This is a genomic window from Shewanella sp. CAL98-MNA-CIBAN-0140, from assembly GCF_040309905.1.
Lineage (GTDB): Bacteria > Pseudomonadota > Gammaproteobacteria > Enterobacterales > Shewanellaceae > Shewanella > Shewanella psychromarinicola.
Window position 1 is genome coordinate 33402 of the sequence record NZ_JBEOPI010000009.1, and the last position, 22944, is coordinate 56345.

General features: G+C 42.6%; 15 protein-coding genes and 1 pseudogene. 8 read left to right on the forward strand and 8 right to left on the reverse strand.

Features of this window, described 5'->3' with window-relative positions:
* Positions 1 to 481: 481 nt before the first annotated feature.
* The gene (locus AAEY93_RS06535) at positions 482 to 781 is read left to right on the forward strand and encodes a hypothetical protein (RefSeq protein ID WP_351075553.1); all 300 of its coding nucleotides are present in this window, start codon (positions 482 to 484) and stop codon (positions 779 to 781) included.
* 177 nt (positions 782 to 958) lie between these two features.
* Here the strand turns inward: AAEY93_RS06535 and putA are convergent, their stop codons facing one another.
* From putA to AAEY93_RS06555, 4 genes and pseudogenes are all read right to left on the reverse strand, one after another.
* Positions 959 to 4153: a bifunctional proline dehydrogenase/L-glutamate gamma-semialdehyde dehydrogenase PutA gene (gene putA / locus AAEY93_RS06540; RefSeq protein ID WP_351075556.1), complete on the reverse strand. Its 3195-nt coding sequence runs from the start codon at positions 4151 to 4153 to the stop codon at positions 959 to 961.
* A gap of 397 nt (positions 4154 to 4550) precedes the next feature.
* A complete protein-coding gene (locus AAEY93_RS06545; protein WP_124014005.1) occupies positions 4551 to 5132 on the reverse strand; it encodes a TIGR04211 family SH3 domain-containing protein in 582 nt (193 codons plus the stop codon).
* A 139-nt stretch (positions 5133 to 5271) separates the two neighbouring features.
* Positions 5272 to 6540, reverse strand: a complete 1269-nt coding sequence (locus AAEY93_RS06550; protein ID WP_101032877.1) for an inorganic phosphate transporter — start codon at positions 6538 to 6540, stop codon at positions 5272 to 5274.
* Positions 6541 to 6565: 25 nt separating this feature from the next.
* Positions 6566 to 7247 (reverse strand): annotated as a pseudogene (locus AAEY93_RS06555) (TIGR00153 family protein).
* 236 nt (positions 7248 to 7483) lie between these two features.
* On the opposite strand from AAEY93_RS06555, the gene AAEY93_RS06560 reads away from it, so the two are divergent.
* Positions 7484 to 8968: a CYTH domain-containing protein gene (locus AAEY93_RS06560; RefSeq protein ID WP_351075561.1), complete on the forward strand. Its 1485-nt coding sequence runs from the start codon at positions 7484 to 7486 to the stop codon at positions 8966 to 8968.
* Positions 8969 to 9692: 724 nt separating this feature from the next.
* On the opposite strand, the gene AAEY93_RS06565 is transcribed toward AAEY93_RS06560, so the two are convergent.
* From AAEY93_RS06565 to AAEY93_RS06580, 4 genes are all read right to left on the reverse strand, one after another.
* A complete protein-coding gene (locus AAEY93_RS06565; protein WP_101032880.1) occupies positions 9693 to 9935 on the reverse strand; it encodes a YgjV family protein in 243 nt (80 codons plus the stop codon).
* 204 nt (positions 9936 to 10139) lie between these two features.
* Entirely contained in the window at positions 10140 to 10577 is a 438-nt protein-coding gene (locus AAEY93_RS06570; protein WP_101032881.1) for a PaaI family thioesterase, read from the reverse strand.
* A gap of 164 nt (positions 10578 to 10741) precedes the next feature.
* Entirely contained in the window at positions 10742 to 11410 is a 669-nt protein-coding gene (locus AAEY93_RS06575) for a helix-turn-helix transcriptional regulator (RefSeq protein ID WP_101032882.1), read from the reverse strand.
* Between the two features lie 485 nt (positions 11411 to 11895).
* A complete protein-coding gene (locus AAEY93_RS06580; protein ID WP_101034750.1) occupies positions 11896 to 12516 on the reverse strand; it encodes a DUF2238 domain-containing protein in 621 nt (206 codons plus the stop codon).
* A gap of 180 nt (positions 12517 to 12696) precedes the next feature.
* Between AAEY93_RS06580 and serA the strand changes: the two genes are divergently transcribed.
* The 6 genes from serA (at position 12697) to napA (ending at position 22915) form a co-directional block, all read left to right on the forward strand.
* Positions 12697 to 13926, forward strand: a complete 1230-nt coding sequence (gene serA, locus AAEY93_RS06585) for a phosphoglycerate dehydrogenase (RefSeq protein ID WP_101032883.1) — start codon at positions 12697 to 12699, stop codon at positions 13924 to 13926.
* Between the two features lie 166 nt (positions 13927 to 14092).
* On the forward strand, positions 14093 to 15055 hold the full coding sequence (gene ygfZ, locus AAEY93_RS06590; protein WP_124014002.1) for a tRNA-modifying protein YgfZ: 963 nt from the start codon (positions 14093 to 14095) through the stop codon (positions 15053 to 15055).
* A 183-nt stretch (positions 15056 to 15238) separates the two neighbouring features.
* On the forward strand, positions 15239 to 15946 hold the full coding sequence (locus AAEY93_RS06595; protein ID WP_101032885.1) for an ABC transporter ATP-binding protein: 708 nt from the start codon (positions 15239 to 15241) through the stop codon (positions 15944 to 15946).
* Between the two features lie 5 nt (positions 15947 to 15951).
* On the forward strand, positions 15952 to 18525 hold the full coding sequence (locus AAEY93_RS06600; protein WP_124014001.1) for an ABC transporter permease: 2574 nt from the start codon (positions 15952 to 15954) through the stop codon (positions 18523 to 18525).
* Entirely contained in the window at positions 18522 to 19700 is a 1179-nt protein-coding gene (locus AAEY93_RS06605; protein WP_351075569.1) for a lipocalin-like domain-containing protein, read from the forward strand. The genes AAEY93_RS06600 and AAEY93_RS06605 overlap by 4 nt, the downstream gene beginning before the upstream one ends.
* Before the next feature lie 731 nt (positions 19701 to 20431).
* A complete protein-coding gene (gene napA / locus AAEY93_RS06610; RefSeq protein ID WP_101032888.1) occupies positions 20432 to 22915 on the forward strand; it encodes a nitrate reductase catalytic subunit NapA in 2484 nt (827 codons plus the stop codon).
* Positions 22916 to 22944: the final 29 nt, after the last annotated feature.

The following is a 22944-nucleotide window of genomic DNA, read 5'->3' on the forward strand; positions in this document are numbered from 1 at the left end:
GTCATCAATGAATATTTAACAAAATGTTCAACGCTGCTATATATTGCAGTCACATCAAAACAAGTTGTGCCAAGAATAAGAGAACTCTTCACCACTGTCAATATAGACGTCTAGACTTCCTTTATTTTGGCGTATTTAATTCTTAAATCTGAAAAATGCTACAACTAATTTACATAAATATAGAGTCTGTTGATCTTTGGAGATCAATTTTGCAGCAGTTTGTGGCGATTTGATACCAGGCGGGTTTATCTAAAGAGCCACACTATTTATCTCGAATAAATTGGGATCACGAAAGAACCATAAGCCCTGATCAACTTATCGATTTGTCACCCCTTTTTAAAGTAAAAATTGATTTACGTTAGTATTAACCTAATGTCGATTTGCTATTCTATATAAGCATTCACACATTTATACCATCGCATTATGGCCTTGTCTAAATAGTACAAGGATAAATGTGCAGGGTATTCAGCGTAGGTGAAATATGACCCATAAACCCGATCGGATCACTGCAATGAAACAACTCATTGCCCAAGTAAAACAAACCTTCCCATTAGACTCCCCTGATCTCTTTCGCTGTGGATCCGCTAACAGTTGTGTGGGCTGCCCAAAAAAACTATTAGATCTCATCGATTCTGAGGTCACCTACTGGGAAGCGGCAATCGCACAGGGCGTTATGCCCTCTTTAGGTGATATCAGCCGTTTTGGTAAATTATGTCAAAACGTCGGCCGAGGATTAACACGCAATCATATTCAACTGTCACCCGTTCTTGTAACTCAGTAAGCAACTCTGTATGCAACTCTGTATGCAACTCTGAACGCCTCACTTATTTTTAGGGAAGACATATTAATACGGCTCTGAATTTACTCCTCTTGCTGTCAATAAGCGTAAAAGCGAACCGTCCAATTAGTGGCATAAAAAAGCCCACATAAGTGGGCTTAAAAGATAAAACACATTACCTTACTCGTCAGTGTCGCCTAACGATAGCAATGTCGCATTACCACCAAGAGCGGTAATGTTGTTGGTACGAGTTTTTTCAATCACAAAACGGGTTAAGTAATGTGGACCACCGGCTTTAGGACCTGTACCTGATAACCCTTGACCACCAAATGGCTGCACACCCACTACGGCACCAATTTGGTTACGATTAATGTACACGTTACCGACATTCACTTTATCGGCTAGATTAAGCGCATGGCCTTCATTACGGCTGTGGATCCCTAATGTTAACCCAAACCCAGTGCTATTGATTTCGTCAATCACTTTGCCTAAATCAGCAGCCTTATAACGGATTACATGCAAAATAGGCCCAAAATGCTCTTTTTCTAGCATCTTTATCGAATCGATTTCAACCGCTGTTGGGGCTACAAAGTGACCCTTCTCAGTACCCGCTGGTAACTCAAGTTTATTAATTAACTTACCTACTTGGCTAATATGGTCAACATGGGCATTCAAGTTTGCTTTAGCCGTTGCATCTATCACTGGGCCCACGTCCGTCTTAACGAAGCTAGGATCGCCAATGACCAATTGCTCCATTGCACCTTTCATCACTTCAATCACCCTATCGGCAATATCTTCTTGTAGAAACAACACTCGCAGTGCTGAACAACGTTGACCAGCACTGGTAAATGATGAAGAAACTACATCATTTACCACTTGTTCAGGCTGTGACGTTGAGTCAACCACCATGGCATTTTGACCACCGGTTTCAGCGATTAATGGGATAATGGCGCCATCACGGTTGGCTAAGGTACGGTTGATAAGCTTTGCTGTACCAGTAGACCCGGTAAAACACACACCGCCAATACGCTCATCAGCCGTTAAGGCAGAACCGACAACAGCCCCCGTACCGGGTAAGAACTGCAATACATCTTTAGGGATCCCCGCTAAATGTGCAAGCTGCACGGCACGATAACCCACTAAGCAGGTTTGTTCAGCTGGCTTGGCAATCACGGTATTACCCGCGGCTAACGCCGCTGATACTTGGCCGATGAAAATCGCTAACGGGAAGTTCCATGGACTAATACAAACAAAAATTCCGCGACCTTGTAAAAACAACTCATTAAGCTCACCTGTCGGGCCAGGAAGTAATTCAGGCTTAGCCATCATTTTCTTCGCTTGCACGGCGTAGTAACGACAGAAATCGACCGCTTCACGTACTTCATCGATACCGTCTTGAATGCTCTTACCCGCTTCACGGGTACACAACACAATCAGCTCTTCTCGGTTTTCTTCCAGTAAATCGGCTAGTTTTTGCAGTGCATTGGCACGCGTCTCAACCGGAGTCCGCGCCCAACGGCCAAAAGCGGCATCTGCACCCGCGACCGCTTGCTCTATTGCCTTAGCATCAGCAAACGCCACAGTGCCTACCGTTAATGAAGTATCAAAAGGACTCACTACCGTTTGTACATCACCCGTTAAGGTCTGACCGTTAACCAACGGACCCGCAGTCCACTGAGTGGCACTGTACGTTTCTAATGCAGCAAAAAATGGCTCTGATTCAGAAATAATGTTCATGTTTAGTCCTTTAGAGTTTTTACGTTCTGCACCAAAAATATCTGCTGGCTGCACAATTTTTTGATTAGCTAAGGTTTTATAACCTTGTAAGGTCACTAATGGGTGAACCACTAAGCTTTCAATAGGGGTATGTGGGTCTACTAACTTGTGCACAAATGAGGTATTCGCACCGTTTTCAAGTAAGCGACGGACCAAGTAAGGCAGCAAGTCTTTATGGGCACCGATTGGCGCATAAATACGCACGGCTTTAGCACCACTTTCAGATAAAATGGTGTCGTACAATTCTTGCCCCATACCATGTAAGCGTTGGTACTCATAAAGGCGATCGCCGGCCATGGCATTAATACTGGCTACCGTTTGCGCGTTATGAGTAGCAAATTGCGGGTAAATAGCACCGCGAGTGGCATCTGATAGTAAGAAGCGTGCACAGGCCAAATAAGACACATCAGTGCTCGCTTTACGAGTAAATAAAGGATACCCCCCGTCACCCGCTTGCTGAGCCCATTTAAGCTCACTATCCCAATACGCACCTTTTACTAAACGTAATGGAATTTCATCACCTTGATCTTTTGCAAGACGAGTCACCCAGCATAAAACAGGTAAGCAGCGCTTCGAATAGGCCTGCACCACAATACCCAGTAAGCCCCATCCTTTGGCGGCATCTGACTGATACAATTTCTTGAACAATGTTAACGATAGTTCAAGACGATCCATTTCTTCGGCATCAATTGAAATACCAATCTTCAGCTCACGGGCTTGAACAATCAGCTTAATGACAGTGTCGTATAGTTCGGTTAATACGCGATCTTCATTGGCGACTTCATAACGAGGATGCAATGCTGACAGTTTAATTGAAATTGTTGGCCGTGGAGCGTCAGACTCATCAAATTGCTGCGCACCTAAATCACCGATAGCGTTACTGTAATCGATGAAGTATTTTTGCGCATCACTGGCCGTTAAAGCTGCCTCACCAAGCATGTCATAACTGTGGGTATAACCTAACTTACGCTTAGCTTCGCTATTTTTGAGCGCTTCTTTGACATTGCGCCCTAATACAAACTGCTTACCCATAATCTTCATCGCAGCTAACATCGCTTGACGGATCACAGGCTCGCCAACGCGGTTAACGAGACGCTTAAGCAAGTTACTCGGTGTACCGTCAATGTTACGATCTAACTTAACGATTCTTCCGGTAAGCATTAACCCCCACGTTGAGGCATTAACCAGTAGTGAACCACTTTTGTTAAGGTGTACATCCCACTTAGCCCCAGACAGCTTATCTTCTATTAACGCATCGGCAGTTTCAGCATCAGGAATGCGCAACAGAGCTTCAGCTAAACACATTAGGATAATCCCTTCTTGTGTTTCTAAACTGTATTGTTGTAAAAAGGCATCAACCCCTACCATTAAACCTTTTTTCTCAAACTGACGTACTTTGCTAACGAGTTCGTGAGCGCGACGAGTGACTTGCTCAATGTCTGTATCAGACGAAGGCACTAACTTGATTAATTCAGATAGGTATTGCTCTTCATCGACAATATAGTTATCAGTAATGGCTTTAAATAACTCATCAAGAGTGGCATTGTCATAGCGGCCTTCCAGTACTTCACTCGCTTTGAACATAGTATTCGATTCCATCTAGGTCAGATTAAGGATGGTTGTTGTGGCTATTAAATGAACACAGTATTCATAAATATTCTATTTTGTATACAATGTACGATCTATTTTTCGGCGATTATACCTTCAAAATGTGAACTTGGACACTATAGATAAAAAATTGCCAACAATTGTTTGATTTTCATCACTGCATTATCCGTGCGCAATGTGATAAGACGTGAAAGTTGACAGGTAAAGGTTTTTAACAGCTTGTTAAGTAACAATTAATATTTATTTAACATAATAAAAAAATGAATGACTCTTATAGAAAAAAATGAAATAAAAAAAGCCAACGTTTGAATAGTTGGCTTTTTAGCAAGGATATGAATCGCATAAAAGATGATTTGATTCTATAGAAGCTCATCATCAACGGATATTATTACATCCAACGACTATTTTTACGACGCTGCGGACGCGGTAAGTACACCAATATAATACCAATCAATGCACCCATACCGCCAATCAAGCCACCTTGCTGCCACATTTGATAACGACGATTATCAACCCCTTGCTGCACTTTTAACTCGGCTTCATCTCGCTGTTTAACCGCTATCGTTAATGCAGCGTTTAATTCAGTCACCTTTTCGTTAGCCAGAATTAAATATTCTTCAGTATTGTCAGTATTTTGAGTAATTTGATTTAATTGCTCATTAGCTTGCTTCAGTTGGGCTTCCATCTCTGGAAAACGTTCACGAAAACTAGGCTGATCGGTCACTAAACTGGTTAATACCCAGCCTTCTCGGCCTTTATGATCAATAATTTGAGTGAAATCACCATCGGTATTATCCAATAACGTGATCGGTTGACCCGCTTCTACGCTACCAAGAATACGAAATTCTGTACCCGGTCCACCATGAATAAACGTATACACATCATCAGAAATAAAACGCGTTGGTGCTTGGGCCGCAAATACGCCACTTGGCGCAAGTAAAAATATAAGGATTGAAAGTACTCTTAACACGGTATTTATCCAAACTCAGAAAACTTATGGTCATGCTATTTATTAAATGCTCTGAATGCAAGAAGGAAGTCATATGACTTCCTTCTTAAATGCATTCGCACTCACACTTCTGTTAATACTTCATTGGGTCTTGGCTAAATTAACTAAAGATGCTCTTAATAATGAAGAAGAACACAATAGATAATGCAGCACCTGCTGGCAGGGTAATAACCCAAGACACAACAATGTTACGCACCACACCAATATTGATTGCCGCGATACCACGCGCCATGCCCACACCTAACACTGCGCCCACTAAGGTTTGTGTGGTCGAGATAGGTAAACCGGTACCAGAAGCAATAACCACAGTCGATGCGGCAGCTAATTCAGCAGCAAAACCACGGCTTGGCGTTAAATGGGTGATGTTTTTACCAATGGTTTTCATCACACGCTGACCAAAAATAGCCAACCCCAACACAATACCCACTGCGCCTAATGGTAAAATCCACCATGCTAGAACAGCTTCAGCACCAATAACACCGCCACTTTCAACCACAGAAACCACTGCAGCTAATGGACCAATCGCGTTAGCAACGTCGTTTGAACCATGTGCAAATGCCATACAACATGCAGTTACAACCATTAAAATGGCGAAGACTTTTTCAACATTACCATACTGAGTTTGACGGTCAGCTTTGTCGCTCATTTTTAAACGGCTAATGGCCACTTTACCCAAAAGACCAACTACGGCCGCAACAGCCGCCGCTAAAAGATAAGCTTCTACGGTTGAAAAATTGATGCCTACATGCTTTAAACCTTTGGTAATGGTCACAAGAGACATCACAAAACCGGCTAATGCCATGTAAAAAGGCACATAACGCTTAGCATTTCCCAACGGATCATCGGTATCAAAAATCAGCTTTTGCACACTTTGGAAAATGATATAAGCAATAAAACCCGAAATTGCGGGTGTCACAACCCAAGAGCCAATAATACCGCCAACCTTACCCCATTCAACAGCGTCAGCATTGACACCCACTGCGGCAAAACCGACAATCGCGCCAATAATCGAATGGGTTGTAGAAACGGGCCAGCCTAACGCTGACGCTACCACTAACCAAATACCTGCAGCAAGTAATGAGGCAATCATGCCGTATACCAATAACTCTGGTACGTCAGTAAAATAACTGGCGTCGATAATACCTTTACGAATAGTACTTGTGACTTCACCACCGGCTAAAAATGCACCGGTGAACTCAAAGATCATTGCAATAATAATCGCTTGTTTAATGGTAATGGCATTAGAACCTACAGAGGTCCCCATTGCATTGGCTACGTCGTTTGCACCAATACCCCATGCCATTAAAAATCCGAATGCAGCCGCTATCATAATAAGCATAGGGCCATTGGTGACTAATACATCAACCATTTTGTTTCCTTGATAACCTTTGTAATTAGTTACGAGCTAGCATTAGCTCTAGGCGGGAACCGACACACTCAGCAAGATCTGCTAAACCTCCAACCCATTCGATAATTTTATACATGAACATTACATCAATCGGATTCAATTCAGCTTCTAATGCAAACAATTGACGACGCAATTGAATTTGCAAGTCATCAGAATCGCCTTCGATAAGATCTAATTCATTGATCATTTTGGCAACTAACTCAACTTGACGACCCCGGAAACCGGTTTCGAGCAAATCATCGAGTTCGTTAATAGCCCGCTTAGCAAGTGATACCGCATCTAAACAACGTTGTAGATAAGCACCAAAAGCTTTTTGCATAGGCTGAGGAAGGACTAATTGACGGCCAATAATACGGCCAGAGATATCTTTTGCCTTGTTGGCGATTTTGTCCTGTTGAGTTAATAACTCAAGCAAGTCAGTCCGTTCAACAGGCATAAATAATCCACCAGGAAGAGTCAGGCGAATTTCACGTTTAAGTGAGTCAGCATCTTTTTCCAGCAAACTAATTTTTTTGCGTATCTTTATCGCAACTATCCCAGTCACCTGAGATAGTTGCGTCAAAGAAAGGAACAAGAAGTGATGCACACTCATGTACTTTGTCGATATGCTGTTCTAAAGGCTTAAGAGGTGATTTTGCAAACACACCTAAAATAGAGTTTACTGGCATTGCCGTTTACCTATTTAATAAATTCCAATTTGGAAAAAGCGGGCGCATGTTAACCCAAGCGTACACATAATGAAACTGTGTTTTTTAATTTCGTACGACAGTTTCTCTGTTATCGTTACTCAGTATATATGATGCGAGCAACGCTATACTAAGATAATTTTATTACAGCAATGTGACATTATGAAGATAATATGACGCATTAATGAACATTTGATGACAAGGCAAACATAAAGTCAATGGACGCAGAAATAGAGTTAAAACTATTCATTCAAGCACAACACCATGATTTATTAAAAAAAATATTGAATGACTACCCTAATTCGACCCCTCAAGGCCAGAAAAACCTCACCAACGGATATTTCGATACAGACGATTTACAGTTGCGTCGTTGGGATATGGGCTTACGCGTAAGAGGTTTTGATAACCAACTCGAACAGACCATAAAAACAGCAGGTAGGGTCGTAGGAGGGATCCACTCTCGTCCCGAATATAATGTCAACATAGATCAAAAAATACCGATCCTGTCACGTTTCCCAAATAAAATTTGGCCGGTAGGATATAATATCGACAACATCTCCGCATCACTCGGGTGTATTTTTGAAACCAATTTCAACCGCCAAACCTGGCATATTTACCTCAATAACAGCCTCGTTGAGGTCGCATTGGATGTGGGTGAAATCATTGCAAAAAATAACCTTGATCCCATATGCGAGCTAGAATTTGAATTACTTGCAGGTGATACTTCAGCCTTAATAGAATTGGCAATTGAAGTGGCTAAATCAGTGCCCTTGCGGTTAGGTAAGGCCAGTAAAGCTCAGCGAGGTTACCAGCTTGCGGGTAAATCAAAACCCGTCACCCTCGAGAATATTGATTACATCTCGTTGTCAAAAAGTAATAATTTACAGCAAACTCTTAGCGCCATACTAGAAACGGGGCTTGAGCGCTGGCAACTGATTGAAAATAGGTTAACTGTCTCTAATGACGACGAACAACAACAGTCAGCATTATGGGGGGAATTACGTCGTTGTGTGCGCTTACTCAGGCTCACCCTAGATCAATTTGGTTTACTCAATCAGCACACTAGCCCATTATTTGATCATCTTGAACAGGCGCTAATATTTGTTAGTCCACTGCAAAGCTGTTGCTTATTGTTGCAAGACGACGCAAAACTTCTTGCCAACATCAATAATAAACCTCTCGTGTGCCAACGACTAGAAAACCATATCAGCTCGATGTCTATTTCAACTCAATTAGCCTCCATATGGCAACAACCTGAGTATGGTCAATTACAATTGGCCTTAGTCGATTTGTTATTAACCACTGAAAGTGGTCAACATCAATGGGGCAATTATCCAGAACTGGGCTTGTTTGCTAACCAATTACAACAAGCCTCATGGAAACGTATTGGCAAATTAATGCCGATAACATCTGAAATGAATAGCGTAGATTACCAACACGTTGCAGACGCACTGGATGAAAGTATCTTAGTTGGCTTTGCTTATGGAGAAATGTACCAAGCCAAAAAGCGCGAGGCTTTTCGTGCACCGTGGCAAGACTTAGCGTTGGGGATCAGCACGCTATCTGCGTATAAAATATTAAGGTTCCTTAGTGAGCAGTATCAACTTAATATTGAAACCTGGTTAGACAATAAAGAAACCAGTTTATTGTTTGCCATGGAGCAGTCACGTAAAAGTGCCCTAAAAGTGCCTATATATTGGTAAGTTAACACATTATTGCGTCAGCAAATGATTGTGAGCAAAACAGTAAGAGGATGATTATTATCGTGTTTTTGATAGACGACCAATTTATAGCATTTAGGTATAAATGGTCGCCTATTGCTTAGCTAAATGGCTGTAATTTGGCTAAAGCCTGTTTAATACCAATCGTATTAATTATCTGGTTATGCAGCGGGAATTCAAATTGCTTTAATCAAGGCGAAGACTTAACGGCATAGTGTTATTCGGCAACGGATCCTGCGTTGCTCTATCTCCGCTGTAGTGAAATGATCCCACTCTCTTTTACTGAACATCTAAGGGAGGCTTACTTACGATGCCGGCCAGCGTTTCTATTAAATACCAATTTTGTCAACGTCGTGGACCACCTTCGCCAGCAGACATTGCGTTTTACACATCTGCCACGATACACCGTTTTGACTGGTTAAATAATTAACTTGAGTTATTTATTGTTCTTTATGCGCGGTCGGCTAACCACTGTTCAATTAAGTCATAAACGGTTGCCATATGAATACTCCTACTCCAAACCACCATTTGATGGACACATTATAGAAGCGCAAGAGGATTAATTATAATGATTAAAATAGATAGCCAAATACGTTAAAAGCGATTAAAACTATTTAAATTAATCCAAAAAACAGTGTAATGACAATAAAAAAGCCAACGTTGTCAGTTTACCTTTTTGGTATTAAATCATTGAGTAAAGGAATGATTAGTCTGTGGGCGGGGTTGGTTTACGGTATAACTTAATCAAATAATAGGCATCAATTAACACAATAAAAAAATTAACCAAAGCAACGGGTAATGCATCTATGGCCAGGCCGTAAGCCACAAATAATCCAGCACCAATTAAGTTCCACCAGCGTAATTTTTTGATGTTCGCCATCATCAAGGAAATAGCAACAACGACCGAAGCTAAGTAGCCGACCCATTCCCAAGGGTTAATATTGTCCATGGATTTTCCTTATATTACGATGCTGAATAAACAAGTTGAAGCCAAAAACACTCTGTTCAGCTAACAAATGTCCGAGCACTTCCCCTTAGCCCTTGTACATTCATTATGATTAAACAAGCAGTAACGTTATCTACATAATAAATAGGCAGCAAGACTAAAATGTTGATCTACTTTAGATTTAGTCGCTATTGTTCTAACTATAGCTTATCGCTCTACAACTGCAGCTGTCATTCTTGAAATACAGCAAAGTTTGCCAGCGCTATTGTGCACTAATATTTCCCATACAGAACTGCGCTTGCCAATGTGTACAGGTTTTGCTGTCGCGGTTAATTCGCCATTACGTGATGCTTTTAAATGATTGGCGTTGATTTCTTGTCCGACACAATAATAGCGCGTGAAATCGACCACAAAATTGGCAGCATAACTGGCTACCGTTTCCGCGAGTGCGACATTCGCGCCACCATGAACCATCCCTAATGGATTATGCACAGCGGGATTAGCAGGCATGGTGGCGACCATATAATCATCGCCAATTTCAGTGATTTTAATGCCCAAAGTTTGCATTAAGGTGCCCTTTCCCTGCATCCCTGCATCCAAACGAGCACAATCTTCTAAAGTGACCGTTTTAAACCAAATACTCATTCTTAATATCCATCATTATCATTACTAGAAAGCTCAGTGTACTGATTAGCTTAAGCTTTTAAAAGATAAACGCGATAGATAACACCACCCCATTAAAAAGGAGCCTAAGCTCCTTTTTGTCGTTATTGTCGTTATTGTCGTTATTGGATAAATCGTCCAGTACGTTAACTCACCAATTCCCAGTGACTTTGATAAGTTTGTGCCCAACGTAATAACTCAACTCGGTTGCGTGACTCTGTTTTACGGAAAATAGAGGAGATATGGGCTTTAACGGTATGTTCACTAATACACAATCGCTGGGCAATTTCTTTATTACGCGCGCCACTAGAGACAAGCTGAATAATAGTTCTTTCTCGATTGGTCAACCTTTGGAGAATGGCAACGGTATCGGCAGGGATTTCAGTACGAGTATCTAACTGCTGAACTAAACGTCTAAAGATTTTACTGATCAATGGCCGGTCGTACCACAATTCGTCAGCCACCATTTTACGCAAACCCGTTAGCATTAAATCCATGCGTTGATCACTGTACAATAAACCACGCACGCCTTGGAGCAGTGCAGACTCTTGATCAAGTGAACCTCGTTCAACTTGATATAAAGCAACCGGAACATGTTCGACTAAACGCGACACCAATAACGGAATACCTTTACTGTCTAAGGCTGCGCCCTTTTGTGAAATAAGATAAAAGTTATTGGATTTTTTTTCTAACTCAAGCTCAGCCGCATGTTTTACAATGCGAGTTTTTAACCCGATAGATTCAGCCAAAATAGCTAAATGGCAAGGTGCTGCGATTTGGTGCAAGAACACCAACTCATCGATATTCGAACTCATCACTCTTCTCCCTGAAAAGTACATTATTGCTCAACATACCTTGATCACATCCTGAGGTTATATACTATACGTAAATGGAACTCATTTACTAGCCTTCAGAACTAGGCAGAGCAGATAGTTTACTTTCATCTCTTTATATTTAGAACATTTTATTTGGTTATTAGTTAATCGCCTTATCTTGTAAATGGATTAACCGACAGATTAGATAATCGTGGTTAATCGGTCACTCTCAATAGCTACTGTTATGATAAAAACCTTTCTATACAGCAAGCATAGTAAAAATTTGCTGGTTATTATGGCTATTATGTAAGTCTAAAGTATTAATAGTAAGTTTGACTGACTTGCCATAGACTTTATCACTAATTCAAGACTGATAAGCCTCATACTTTACATTCGCTTAAAGCCATTAATTAATTCTCAGGCTAGCAGCCAAATTTAGCTATTTTATGATGCCTTTTATGCCACGATAAGCCCAGCCTGCGCAGTCACACCAAATGGTTATTGACCGCCATTTTGGTCGCTATCTGTTTGTTATGAAGAGATGAAAGCAACAATACGCCACACACGCCACCAATTAATGCTAAAAACATGTCAGATTGAGTATCCCAAACATACCCTTGAGTGCCTAAAAAAGCCTCCGCATTTTCGCCAGTAGCAATGGCGACCCACCATTCAACTAATTCATAAAAAGCTGAAAATGCGAGCACAAAACATACCGCTAAAAACTGGCACCAAGCACCTATTTGTATCACCTGCTTACGGATAAAAATTTCACGCGCCAATATCACCGGAATAAAACCTTGGGCAAAATGGCCGACTTTATCGTAATTGTTTCGCTCACTGCCCATCAGTTGAGCTAGCCAGTCAAATAATGGTACTTCAGCATAGGTGTAACGAGCTCCCACAAATAACACACAACAATGCACTAGAATAAGGCCATAAGCTAACGGGGTTAGCGGAAAGCTTTTACGACTAAAAAACAATATCGGTAATGCGAGTAATGCAGGGATGGCTTCCAGCCACCAAGTAAACATATCTTTAGGGTTTATCAGCGACCACAACAATACCAACAGATAAATTGTTATCCATATCACACCTTTTTTCATCGAAAATTCCTCTTCTGCGATATTGTTCTCAATTAAAAATATTCCTTCAGCCATCTAGCCCTCCACAAGCCCTAAAAAAAGTGCTACTTTGGTATTGCGTCGGAAGTCTGCATTTATATCATAACTGTTAGTATAAGCATTAGCATAAGCACCATTTAATGATAAGAGGGTACCCATATCATGGCGAAACATTCGCTTGACAAGGATAAGATTAAAATCCTGCTGTTGGAGGGCGTCCACCAAACTGCGGTCGATGTACTAGAACGTTCAGGTTACACCAATATTGAATATCACAAAGCCTCACTCGGCGAAGCTGCATTACTGGTTTCAATCAAAGATGCGCATTTTGTTGGTTTACGCTCACGCACGCAACTGACAGCTGAAGTATTACATCATGCAGAAAAACTAGCTGCTATTGGTTGCTTCTGTATTGGGACTAATCAAGTCGATTTATCGACAGCTGAACAATTGGGTATTCCGGTCTTCAACGCGCCATTTTCCAACACGCGTAGTGTTGCAGAATTGGTGATTGGTGAGATCATCATGTTAATGCGTGGTATTCCGCAGCGTAATGCGATTTCACATCGCGGCGGTTGGCTAAAAAGCGCCAATGGCAGTGTTGAAGTCCGTGGTAAAACCTTAGGTGTTGTTGGTTATGGTCATATCGGTACTCAGCTAGGTATTTTAGCTGAAACCATAGGCATGAGAGTGATTTTCTTTGATATTGAAGATAAATTACCGTTAGGTAATGCCTCACAAGTTCGCTCTATGGATGAGTTATTGGCTCAGGCCAATGTTGTCAGCCTGCATGTACCCGAAACGCCACAAACCAAAGACATGTTCGCTAAGGCTGAATTTGCTAAAATGCGCCAAGGCAGTTTCTTTATCAATGCCTCCCGCGGCACCGTGGTTGATATTGAAGACCTAGCCCAAGCGCTAAAATCTGAGCATCTTGCTGGCGCAGCAATTGACGTATTCCCGGTTGAACCTAAGTCTAATGATGATGAATTCATCACTCCACTTCGAGGTTTAGACAACGTATTGCTCACGCCACACATTGGCGGCAGTACTGCAGAAGCACAAGAAAATATCGGGGTTGAAGTGGCTGGCAAGCTAGTGAAATACTCAGATAATGGCTCAACCTTATCTGCAGTGAACTTCCCTGAAGTGTCATTATCTCAACATAGTGGTACTTCACGCTTATTGCATATTCACCATAACCGTCCTGGTGTGTTGATCAAAATCAACCAAGCGTTTTCAGAGAAGCACATTAACATTGCCGCACAATACCTACAGACTACTGCTCAAATTGGTTATGTGGTAATGGAAGTTGATTCAGACCAAGCCGAAGAAGCATTAGTTGAGTTGAAGTCAATCGAAGGCACTATCCGTGCGCGAGTATTATTTTAACTTTTGCTTCGCAATGGATTAACTCAGGTTAATTGGCTTACTCGAAAAGCTACCTTGCTCAAAAGGTAGCTTTTTTATTGGCTTTTAAAACCTTGCCCCCTGTTGAGCATTGTATTATTCCGTTACACTCCAAGCATACCGTCTTATTCTCAGCTTAGGGATAGTTATGACTATTTCAGTAAACCAACCAGATTGGGATTTCATCGCCACATCTCCTGCATTAATGTTATCAAGTTTAGCTCATATGGGATTAATCGAAATCACCGGAGAGCAAGGGCGTAGCTTTATTCAAGGCCAAGTCACTACAGACATTACCTCTCTTGGTACATACGAGTGGAAATGGGGCGCGCATTGCGACCCTAAAGGTAAAATGCTTGCCAGTTTCCGAACATTTGCTGTGGGCGATAGCTTATTCATGTTACTGCCCAAAAGTGCCTTGAGTTTAGATTTACCACATTTACAAAAATACGCGGTATTTAGTAAAGCTGAACTGGCTGATGTCAGTGATGACTACCACATAATCGGCATAGCTGGAGCAGAGGCACAAGCCTTTGCTACTGAACATTTTGGCGATGTATCGCAAACACTTAACTTTGTAGATCAGGGCGTAATCATTCGCGATGGAGATCGTTTTATTGCCATTATTAAATCAGCCGCAGCCGAAATAATCATCAACCAATCGGGTCAAACATTGTTTGATGCCAGTGCATGGCAAGCATTAGAAATTAAAGCCGGTTATCCCAACATTGATGCCGCTCATTCAGGCCAGTACGTAGCACAAATGTGTAACTTACAAGCCATTAATGGCATCAGCTTTACTAAAGGCTGTTACATGGGCCAAGAAACGATTGCTAGAATGAAATACCGCGGTGGTAATAAACGCGCTTTGTATATTTTGTCCGGTACCAGCAATCAAAAAATCACCACTGACACTACGTTAGAAATTGCGCTTGATGACGGTTTCCGTCGTGGCGGTAATATTATTGAGTGCGTCCAATATGGCGATAAAGTACTGCTTACAGCGGTACTACCAAATGATACCGAAAACAACGCTCAACTTCGTCTTGCTGGAGATGAAAGCTCACAGCTATCTATTATCGAGTTGCCGTATTCTTTAGCAGATGCCTAATTAACTCATATTATTAACCGACTAAATACATCTACAAAAGCGAACCTTGGGTTCGCTTTTTGTTTTTTTATAGCCAAGGCGATCTATTTGACTCATATTAGGTATATGATTAATATTGTTAACGAATTAAATAAATTCATTAAACCCAAATAACTCATTACATTCATCAGTTATGGAGTCACTATGGAACCTCTCGTTACCTTAGAAAATATTAATAAAGGGTTTCGCGATGGCGAGTCATTCCATTCTGTGCTCAATCAAGTCAATCTGACGTTATACCAAGGGCAAACCGTTGCCCTTATGGGCCCTAGTGGCAGTGGTAAAAGTACCTTACTTAATATCATTGGCGGCTTTGAGACTATCGACAGCGGCGAATTATTCATTCATATCGATGGCCAGAAACAATCGGTAACGCCCTGGAAAGATAAGCAATGGAGTCAATACCGCCGTCAATATCTTGGGGTCGTCTTTCAGCAATTTAATTTACTGACGCCACTTAATGTGCGTGACAATATCATCTTTTCATTGGCAATGAATGGCCAAAAATGGACGCCATGGTGCGATGAGCTCTGCGAACAACTGGACATAAGTTCGTTACTTCAACGTAAGGTAGAGAATTTATCCGGTGGGCAACAGCAACGTGTCGCAATTGCCAGAGCCTTAGCCCATAAACCGCCTTTATTGCTTGCCGACGAGCCCACAGGTAATTTAGACCAACAAGCCGGATTGCAAGTCATGACGCTACTGACCTCACTGGCCAAGCAAGCTAATACCTGCGTGGTGATGGTGACCCATAGCCAGCAATGTGCTGACTTTATGCAAACTCACCTTCATTTACACGGTGGTAGCATAGAGCATCTGCGCAACATCACCCCATTAGCTTATGAGTGATTGCCATGTCACTAATTAACGTCCGTCTCTGCTTACAGGTTTTTTACCGCCACTATAAGCACTCACCCATACAAGCGAGCGCCATTTTAATCGGTATTATACTCGCCGTCACCTTACTGATTGGCGTCAAAGCAACTAACGAAAATGCCATACAAAGCTACAGTAGCGCCACCGAATTATTAAGCCAACGGGCCAGTTTTAACCTGAGCAATAACAGCAGCAGTGATATCAATGAACAGGTTTATTTTGCCCTATCTCAAGCGGGAATAGACAGTCTAGCGATTATAGAAGGATTGGCGACCAGCCCTGATGGCCAATTGTGGCAAGTCACGGGTAGCGATGTGGTGTCAGCGCTAGCACATAGTGCAAAAAACACCACAATCTCAAGTGCCAGTTTAACCTCATCGACCATCGATTTAAGCCAGCTGCTTAATGGTCAGCCCACCATTATGATGAGCCAAAGCCAAGCTAAGCGCATCGCCCCTAATGGCGACTTCACGCTTAATAACATTAAGCTTAATGTGCTACAGGTCGACGACAAATTGGGGTTGGGTAGCGCCTTATTAATGGATATGTCTCTGGCGCAGCCCCTGCTGAACATGCAGGGAAAATTAAGTTATATCGCGGTATTTGCTCCTACGACAACGGCCACTGAGGTACTTTCGCCCGATAACCCTCCTTCGTTTGAGCAATCTATTAAGCAAACGTTATTAGCCGCCGGTATCGATACCAACCGAATCAATATCACTACAGTAGACACAGGTGAGGCACTAGGCGCTTTGACCGAGAGCTTTCATTTAAATTTAAATGCCATGAGCATGTTAGCATTTGTTGTTGGGTTATTTATTGCCTATAACGGGGTTCGTTATAGCTTAATGAAACGGCAAAAGTTATTTGTCCAATTAATGCAGCAAGGTATTGATAAATTCAGCTTAATGATCGCGCTTTTGTGCGAATTACTCATATTGGTACTGATTGGCTGCATCATTGGCTTTATTACTGGTTTACAACTTTCACAATGGCTGCAGCCCATGGTTGCGCTGACATTAGAACAACTTTACGACGCTCGATTAATGCCTGGAATATGGCAATGGTCATGGTTTTTACAAGCTTTTGGCTTAACCTTGGCTTCGGCAATGGGCGCCTGCATCCCCATGTTAACCAACTTGATAAACACTCCTTTAGCCCAAGGCACCCATAAACAAGAGCGCCACTACCGTCGTTTACATCGTAAACAATTCTACCTTGGTGTCGTCATGTTACTTGGCGCGTATCTGCTATTTAATCTGACTGAAAATTACCGATATAGTTTAGCTTTACTCGGTGTCGTCACTATTGCGATTCCTTTATTACTGCCCCAATTATTGGGTAGCATGCTCACTCTTATTACGCCCTTATTTCCTAAAGGCCTATGGCAATATGGGGTTGCTGAAACTAAAGATATCATTGCTCCATTATCGTTAGCTATGATGGCGATGTTGTTGGCTATTTGTGCCAATATCTCTATGAACACCTTAGTAGGTAGCTTTGAAATCACCTTAAAACAATGGTTAAACGCCCGTTTACATGCCGATTTATACATCATACCTAATCCAAGCGACATGAGTAAACTGGAGGGTTTTTTACAACAACAACCCAAAGTCACCGGGGTTTATCAGCAATGGAAAACCTCAGCAATAATAAGTTCTGCAGCTCTGAGCTCATCAAGGACGCCTACTGCAGAAATTGAGCCGACATCGACCAATACTCCTATTTCGCTGATTAGCCGTGATATATACTCGCTCAAAAACACCACTATTTTTAAAGGCCAAATACCACAATTCTGGCAAGATTTTGGCGCGAACAACAGCATAATGATAAGCGAACCATTAGCCATTAAATTGAACCTACAACTTGGCAGTAAGGTACAAATTGACCGTTTAACCGCCTCATCTATGACAGTGGGAGCCATTTATTATGACTATGGTAATCCCATGGGCGAAGCCATTATCCATCACCTCACTTGGCAAACGAATAAGCTACCTATCAAGCCTATCAGCTTAGCGATAATTTATGCTGGCGAGCTAAACGAGATACAGCAACAACTCACTCAAACCTTGGGGATTTCATCCGCTCAAATGTATAGCCAGCAAGGCATAAAATCACAAGCCATCGAGATTTTCAAGCGCACCTTTTCAATTACTGTGGTGTTGAATAGCCTCACATTACTGGTCGCAGCTATTGGTTTGTTTAGCGCGTGCATCATGTTAACTCAAGCACGGCTGGCGCCATTAGCCCGCTTATACGCTTTAGGTGTCAACCGCCAGCAACTGCGGGTAATGGTGTTATCCCAAATGCTGATCATTGTATTTTTAACCTGTTTACTAGCCATGCCCACAGGTGCACTATTGGGCTATTTGTTGATCAACAAAGTGACCCTACAAGCCTTTGGTTGGACGATAGCCATGGTATGGGATTGGCAAGCTTATGCTCAAGTAGTGCTGATTGCACTAGCCAGCAGTGTCATTGCCGTGTGCCTGCCTTTGTATTGGCAAACCCGCAAACCATTGATATCAAGCCTGCAGCAGGAAGTCTTATGAATAACGCCAAGCAGATCACCTTATATGCCAAGCTTAGCACACTGCTGATCGGCTTAATGATACTGATAAGTGGCTGTTCAGACCCGTCATCTGAGCACACGTCATCCACCATAGCCAATATGACCGCAAGCCAAAGTACGGGATATCAACAAGTATTACCCGATCACAATTTAGTGTTTCCAGCGGATCATCTAGCCCATGATGGCTTTAAAATTGAATGGTGGTATTTAACGGCCAATTTAACCACCACTAAAGGCGAGGACGTAGGGGTACAATGGACCCAGTTCCGTATCGCGCTGGCACCAAAAACACCATCGTCTACTGCGCAATCACCTGCGCTGCCATCCCCCGAGTTATCAATGAATCGTCCTCCTGCATGGGCAACGGATCAGCTGTATATGGCCCACGCCGCAGTCACATCTGCAGCTGAACATTTAATCGCCGAGAAATGGTCGCGCGCTCACCCTCAACTTGCTGGTGTTGAACCGCAACCATTTCAAGTGCATTTACAAAACTGGCAATGGCAGAGTCAATCTAACAACCTATTCCCAGCCACGCTCAAGGTAAACAATGATCAATTTAGCTACCAATTACAGCTAAACAGTCAACAACCTCTGCAATTACAAGGCAAGCAAGGTTATAGCAGTAAAAGTGCCGACCAAAGTGTCGCGTCTTACTACTACAGCCAGCCCTTTATCGATGTCACAGGCCAAATTACCCGTCATGGTGTTACCGAAAAAGTCAGCGGTAAAGCTTGGCTTGACCGCGAATGGAGCTCACAATTTTTAACCAAAGCCCAACAGGGCTGGGACTGGTTTTCACTGCGTTTAGACGATGATTCAACACTGATGGTGTTTAGGCTGCGCGGACAAACTAACAAGGATAACTTTTACAGTGCCAGAAGAATGTTTGCCGATGGCAGTGGTCGCAATATCAACAGTAAAGATAATCCCAATGATATCTCAATGGAACCGACTCAGTGGCAACAAACAGCATTAGGCTATCATCCTATTGCGTGGCGTATTGGCATCAAGAGTGAAGCAATAGACATTACCGCCCAAGCACTCAACCCTAACAGTGACATGTTAGTGTCGACCTCATATTGGGAAGGCCCTATTACCATTGCCGGCAGTCACCAAGGAAAGGGATATATGGAGTTGACTGGTTATCGCTAACGCCACGCAGCGTCCTAGCAACTAGGTTCTAGTGTCGCTTTGCTGCTAGAGACCGCTTCGCTGCTAAGATTTTATAGGCTCTATGCTTCAGCTTTTTCGTTTATTCGCTTGTTATCGTATGTCATCACTTGCTATCTCTAGACATCGCTCGTTATCGTATGTCATCGCTTGCTATCTCTGGACATCGCTCGTTATCGTATGTCATCGCTTGCTATCTCTGGACATCGCTCGTTATCGCATGTCATCGCTTGTTATCCCTGAACATCGCTCGTTATCGCTCGTTATCGCTTGTTATCCCTGGACGTCGCTTGTTATCGTATGTCATCGCTCGATATCGCTTGCTACCTAGATGTTATAGGATCTAGCCACGCAGCGTCCTAGAATCTAGGCTTTTAGTCGCTTAATACCTATTAAGAGCATAACCTTTACTGCTGTAAAGCCATATAATATACCCACTCCCTTTTTATCTCCTCGCATATATTAGCTTTCATCACCTAAAAACCCTGCATTTCAAGCATGAGAAGCTTTACAAGCAAACTCTAAAACAGCATATCCCTAATTATAGAAATGAGATTTACATCACGCTGAAAAATGTGACCTTGCACAACTATTAACCACTATACCCATTCGGAGGTATACCCATGTCGTTAGTAAGGTCTAGACTCACTCTATCACGTCACCTCCAATGACTATCACGAAACAAGAACAACATTCTAAGAGTGAGGAACACCATGAGCATCAGTCGTCGCGAGTTTTTAAAAGCCAACGCCGCTGCCGCAGCAGCGTCGGCCGTGGGTATCGCTATTCCAATTAATATCGTTCAAGCAGCTGAAGGTAAAAGTGAAATAAAATGGGATAAAGCCCCATGTCGCTTTTGCGGTGTAGGCTGTAGCGTTTTAGTGGGAACACGAAATGGTAAAATTGTTGCCACCCAAGGTGACCCAGAAAGCCCTGTTAACAAAGGCTTAAATTGTATTAAAGGTTATTTCTTATCCAAAATCATGTATGGCAAGGACAGATTAACCTCGCCATTACTCAGAATGAAAGATGGTAAGTATGATAAAGAAGGCGATTTTACCCCTGTAAGTTGGGATGTTGCTTTTGATACGATGGCCGAAAAATGGAAAGCCAGTATTGCCAAAAAAGGCCCTACATCAGTCGGCATGTTTGGTTCGGGTCAATGGACTATTTGGGAAGGCTACGCGGCATCTAAGCTCCACAAAGCGGGCTTTTTAACCAACAATATTGACCCTAATGCACGCCATTGTATGGCATCTGCTGTGGGTGGCTTTATGCGTACCTTTGGTATTGATGAACCTATGGGTTGCTATGATGACTTAGAAGCGGCTGATCACTTTGTATTGTGGGGCGCCAACATGGCAGAAATGCACCCCATCTTATGGGCGCGCCTAACTGATCGTCGATTAAGCCATAAAGATGCCCGCGTACATGTGCTTTCTACCTATGAAAACCGCAGCTTTGACTTAGCAGACAATGCCATGGTGTTTAAGCCGCAGACAGACTTAGTCATCTTAAACTATATTGCCAACTACATTATTCAAAACAAAGCAGTGAACAAAGACTTTGTCAGCAAACACACTAAATTTGCTTTAGGTACCACTGACATTGGTTACGGCCTGCGCCCAGAACACCCGTTGGAAAAGAAAGCCAAAAATTCAGGTAACGGGAGCTCTACACCCATTAGCTTTGAAGACTATGCCAAATTTGTCAGTACTTATACAGCTGAATACGCGTCAGAAATGAGCGGCGTTCCGGTTGAAAATCTAGAAATTATGGCAAAAGCCTATGCCGATCCTGACATTAAAATAATGAGCTTATGGACCATGGGTATTAACCAACATACTCGTGGTGTGTGGGCCAACAATATGCTCTACAACATTCACTTATTAACCGGAAAAATAGCCACTCCAGGCAACAGTCCATTTTCACTAACAGGTCAACCATCAGCGTGTGGTACTGCCCGTGAAGTAGGGACGTTCTCGCATCGTCTACCTGCTGATATGGTAGTAAAAAATCCTAAACATCGTGAAATCACTGAAAAACTATGGCAAGTCCCAGCGGGTACCATTCCCGCCAAACCTGGGTACCATGCAGTACAGCAAAGTCGCATGCTCAAAGATGGTAAATTAAACTGTTATTGGACCATGTGTACAAATAACATGCAGGCAGGCCCTAATATTAATGATGAAATTTACCCTGGTTTTCGTAACCCAGAAAACTTCATTGTGGTCTCAGATCCCTACCCGACCATCACCGCAATGGCTGCTGACTTAATTCTGCCAACCGCAATGTGGGTTGAAAAAGAAGGCTCATATGGTAATGCGGAACGTCGCACTCATTTTTGGCATCAGCTCGTACCAACGCCTGAAGGGTCTAAGTCAGATTTATGGCAGCTGGTTGAATTCTCTAAGCGCTTTAAAGTTAGTGAAGTCTGGCCAGCAGAGTTAATCGCTAAGCAACCTGAGCTAGCCGATAAAACCTTGTATGAAGTGCTATTTGCTAATGGCGTAATCAATAAGTTCCCAGTAAGCGATTGTAAAGGTACTTATAACGATGAAAATGAACACTTTGGCTTTTATCTACAGAAAGGTATTTTCGAAGAATATGCTCAATTTGGCCGCGGACATGCGCACGATTTAGCCGACTTTGACACTTATCACCAAACACGAGGATTACGTTGGCCGGTCGTCAATGGTAAAGAAACCACTCGTCGCTTTGTTGAAGGTAGCGATCCCTACGTCAAAAAAGGTGAAGGCTTCAATTTTTACGGTAAACCAGATGGTAAAGCCGTTATATTTGCATTGCCTTATGAACCCGCTGCAGAAGAGCCTAATGAAGAGTTTGATCTGTGGATGTCCACCGGGCGAGTTCTAGAGCATTGGCATACAGGGTCAATGACCGCTCGAGTACCGGAACTGCATAAAGCCATGCCAAGTGCTCAGGTCTTTATGCATCCAGCAGACGCTAAGGCGCGCGGTTTAGCCCAAGGAGATGAAGTTACCGTTGCCTCTCCGCGCGGTGAAATCAACACCAGAGTGGAAACCAAAGGCCGTAATAAGCCGCCAAGAGGCGTGGTATTCATGCCATTCTTCGACGCCAAGCAATTAGTGAACAAGCTGCTGTTAGATGCAACGGATCCCTTATCAAAAGAAACTGACTTCAAGAAGTGTCCAGTGAAAATATTTAAAGCTTAATACGCCTTTTATATTCACTGCTGCTGTCA

What these genes read in the sequence shown, in the direction of transcription:
- AAEY93_RS06600 (WP_124014001.1), top strand. Translation starts at nt 15,952, where the DNA reads ATGTCACTAATTAACGTCCGTCTCTGCTTACAGGTTTTTTACCGCCAC.
- AAEY93_RS06565 (WP_101032880.1), bottom strand. Translation starts at nt 9,935, where the DNA reads ATGGACAATATTAACCCTTGGGAATGGGTCGGCTACTTAGCTTCGGTC.
- AAEY93_RS06570 (WP_101032881.1), bottom strand. Translation starts at nt 10,577, where the DNA reads ATGAGTATTTGGTTTAAAACGGTCACTTTAGAAGATTGTGCTCGTTTG.
- AAEY93_RS06575 (WP_101032882.1), bottom strand. Translation starts at nt 11,410, where the DNA reads ATGAGTTCGAATATCGATGAGTTGGTGTTCTTGCACCAAATCGCAGCA.
- AAEY93_RS06535 (WP_351075553.1), top strand. Translation starts at nt 482, where the DNA reads ATGACCCATAAACCCGATCGGATCACTGCAATGAAACAACTCATTGCC.
- napA (WP_101032888.1), top strand. Translation starts at nt 20,432, where the DNA reads ATGAGCATCAGTCGTCGCGAGTTTTTAAAAGCCAACGCCGCTGCCGCA.
- ygfZ (WP_124014002.1), top strand. Translation starts at nt 14,093, where the DNA reads ATGACTATTTCAGTAAACCAACCAGATTGGGATTTCATCGCCACATCT.
- AAEY93_RS06605 (WP_351075569.1), top strand. Translation starts at nt 18,522, where the DNA reads ATGAATAACGCCAAGCAGATCACCTTATATGCCAAGCTTAGCACACTG.
- AAEY93_RS06550 (WP_101032877.1), bottom strand. Translation starts at nt 6,540, where the DNA reads ATGGTTGATGTATTAGTCACCAATGGCCCTATGCTTATTATGATAGCG.
- putA (WP_351075556.1), bottom strand. Translation starts at nt 4,153, where the DNA reads ATGGAATCGAATACTATGTTCAAAGCGAGTGAAGTACTGGAAGGCCGC.
- AAEY93_RS06580 (WP_101034750.1), bottom strand. Translation starts at nt 12,516, where the DNA reads ATGAAAAAAGGTGTGATATGGATAACAATTTATCTGTTGGTATTGTTG.
- AAEY93_RS06595 (WP_101032885.1), top strand. Translation starts at nt 15,239, where the DNA reads ATGGAACCTCTCGTTACCTTAGAAAATATTAATAAAGGGTTTCGCGAT.
- serA (WP_101032883.1), top strand. Translation starts at nt 12,697, where the DNA reads ATGGCGAAACATTCGCTTGACAAGGATAAGATTAAAATCCTGCTGTTG.
- AAEY93_RS06560 (WP_351075561.1), top strand. Translation starts at nt 7,484, where the DNA reads ATGGACGCAGAAATAGAGTTAAAACTATTCATTCAAGCACAACACCAT.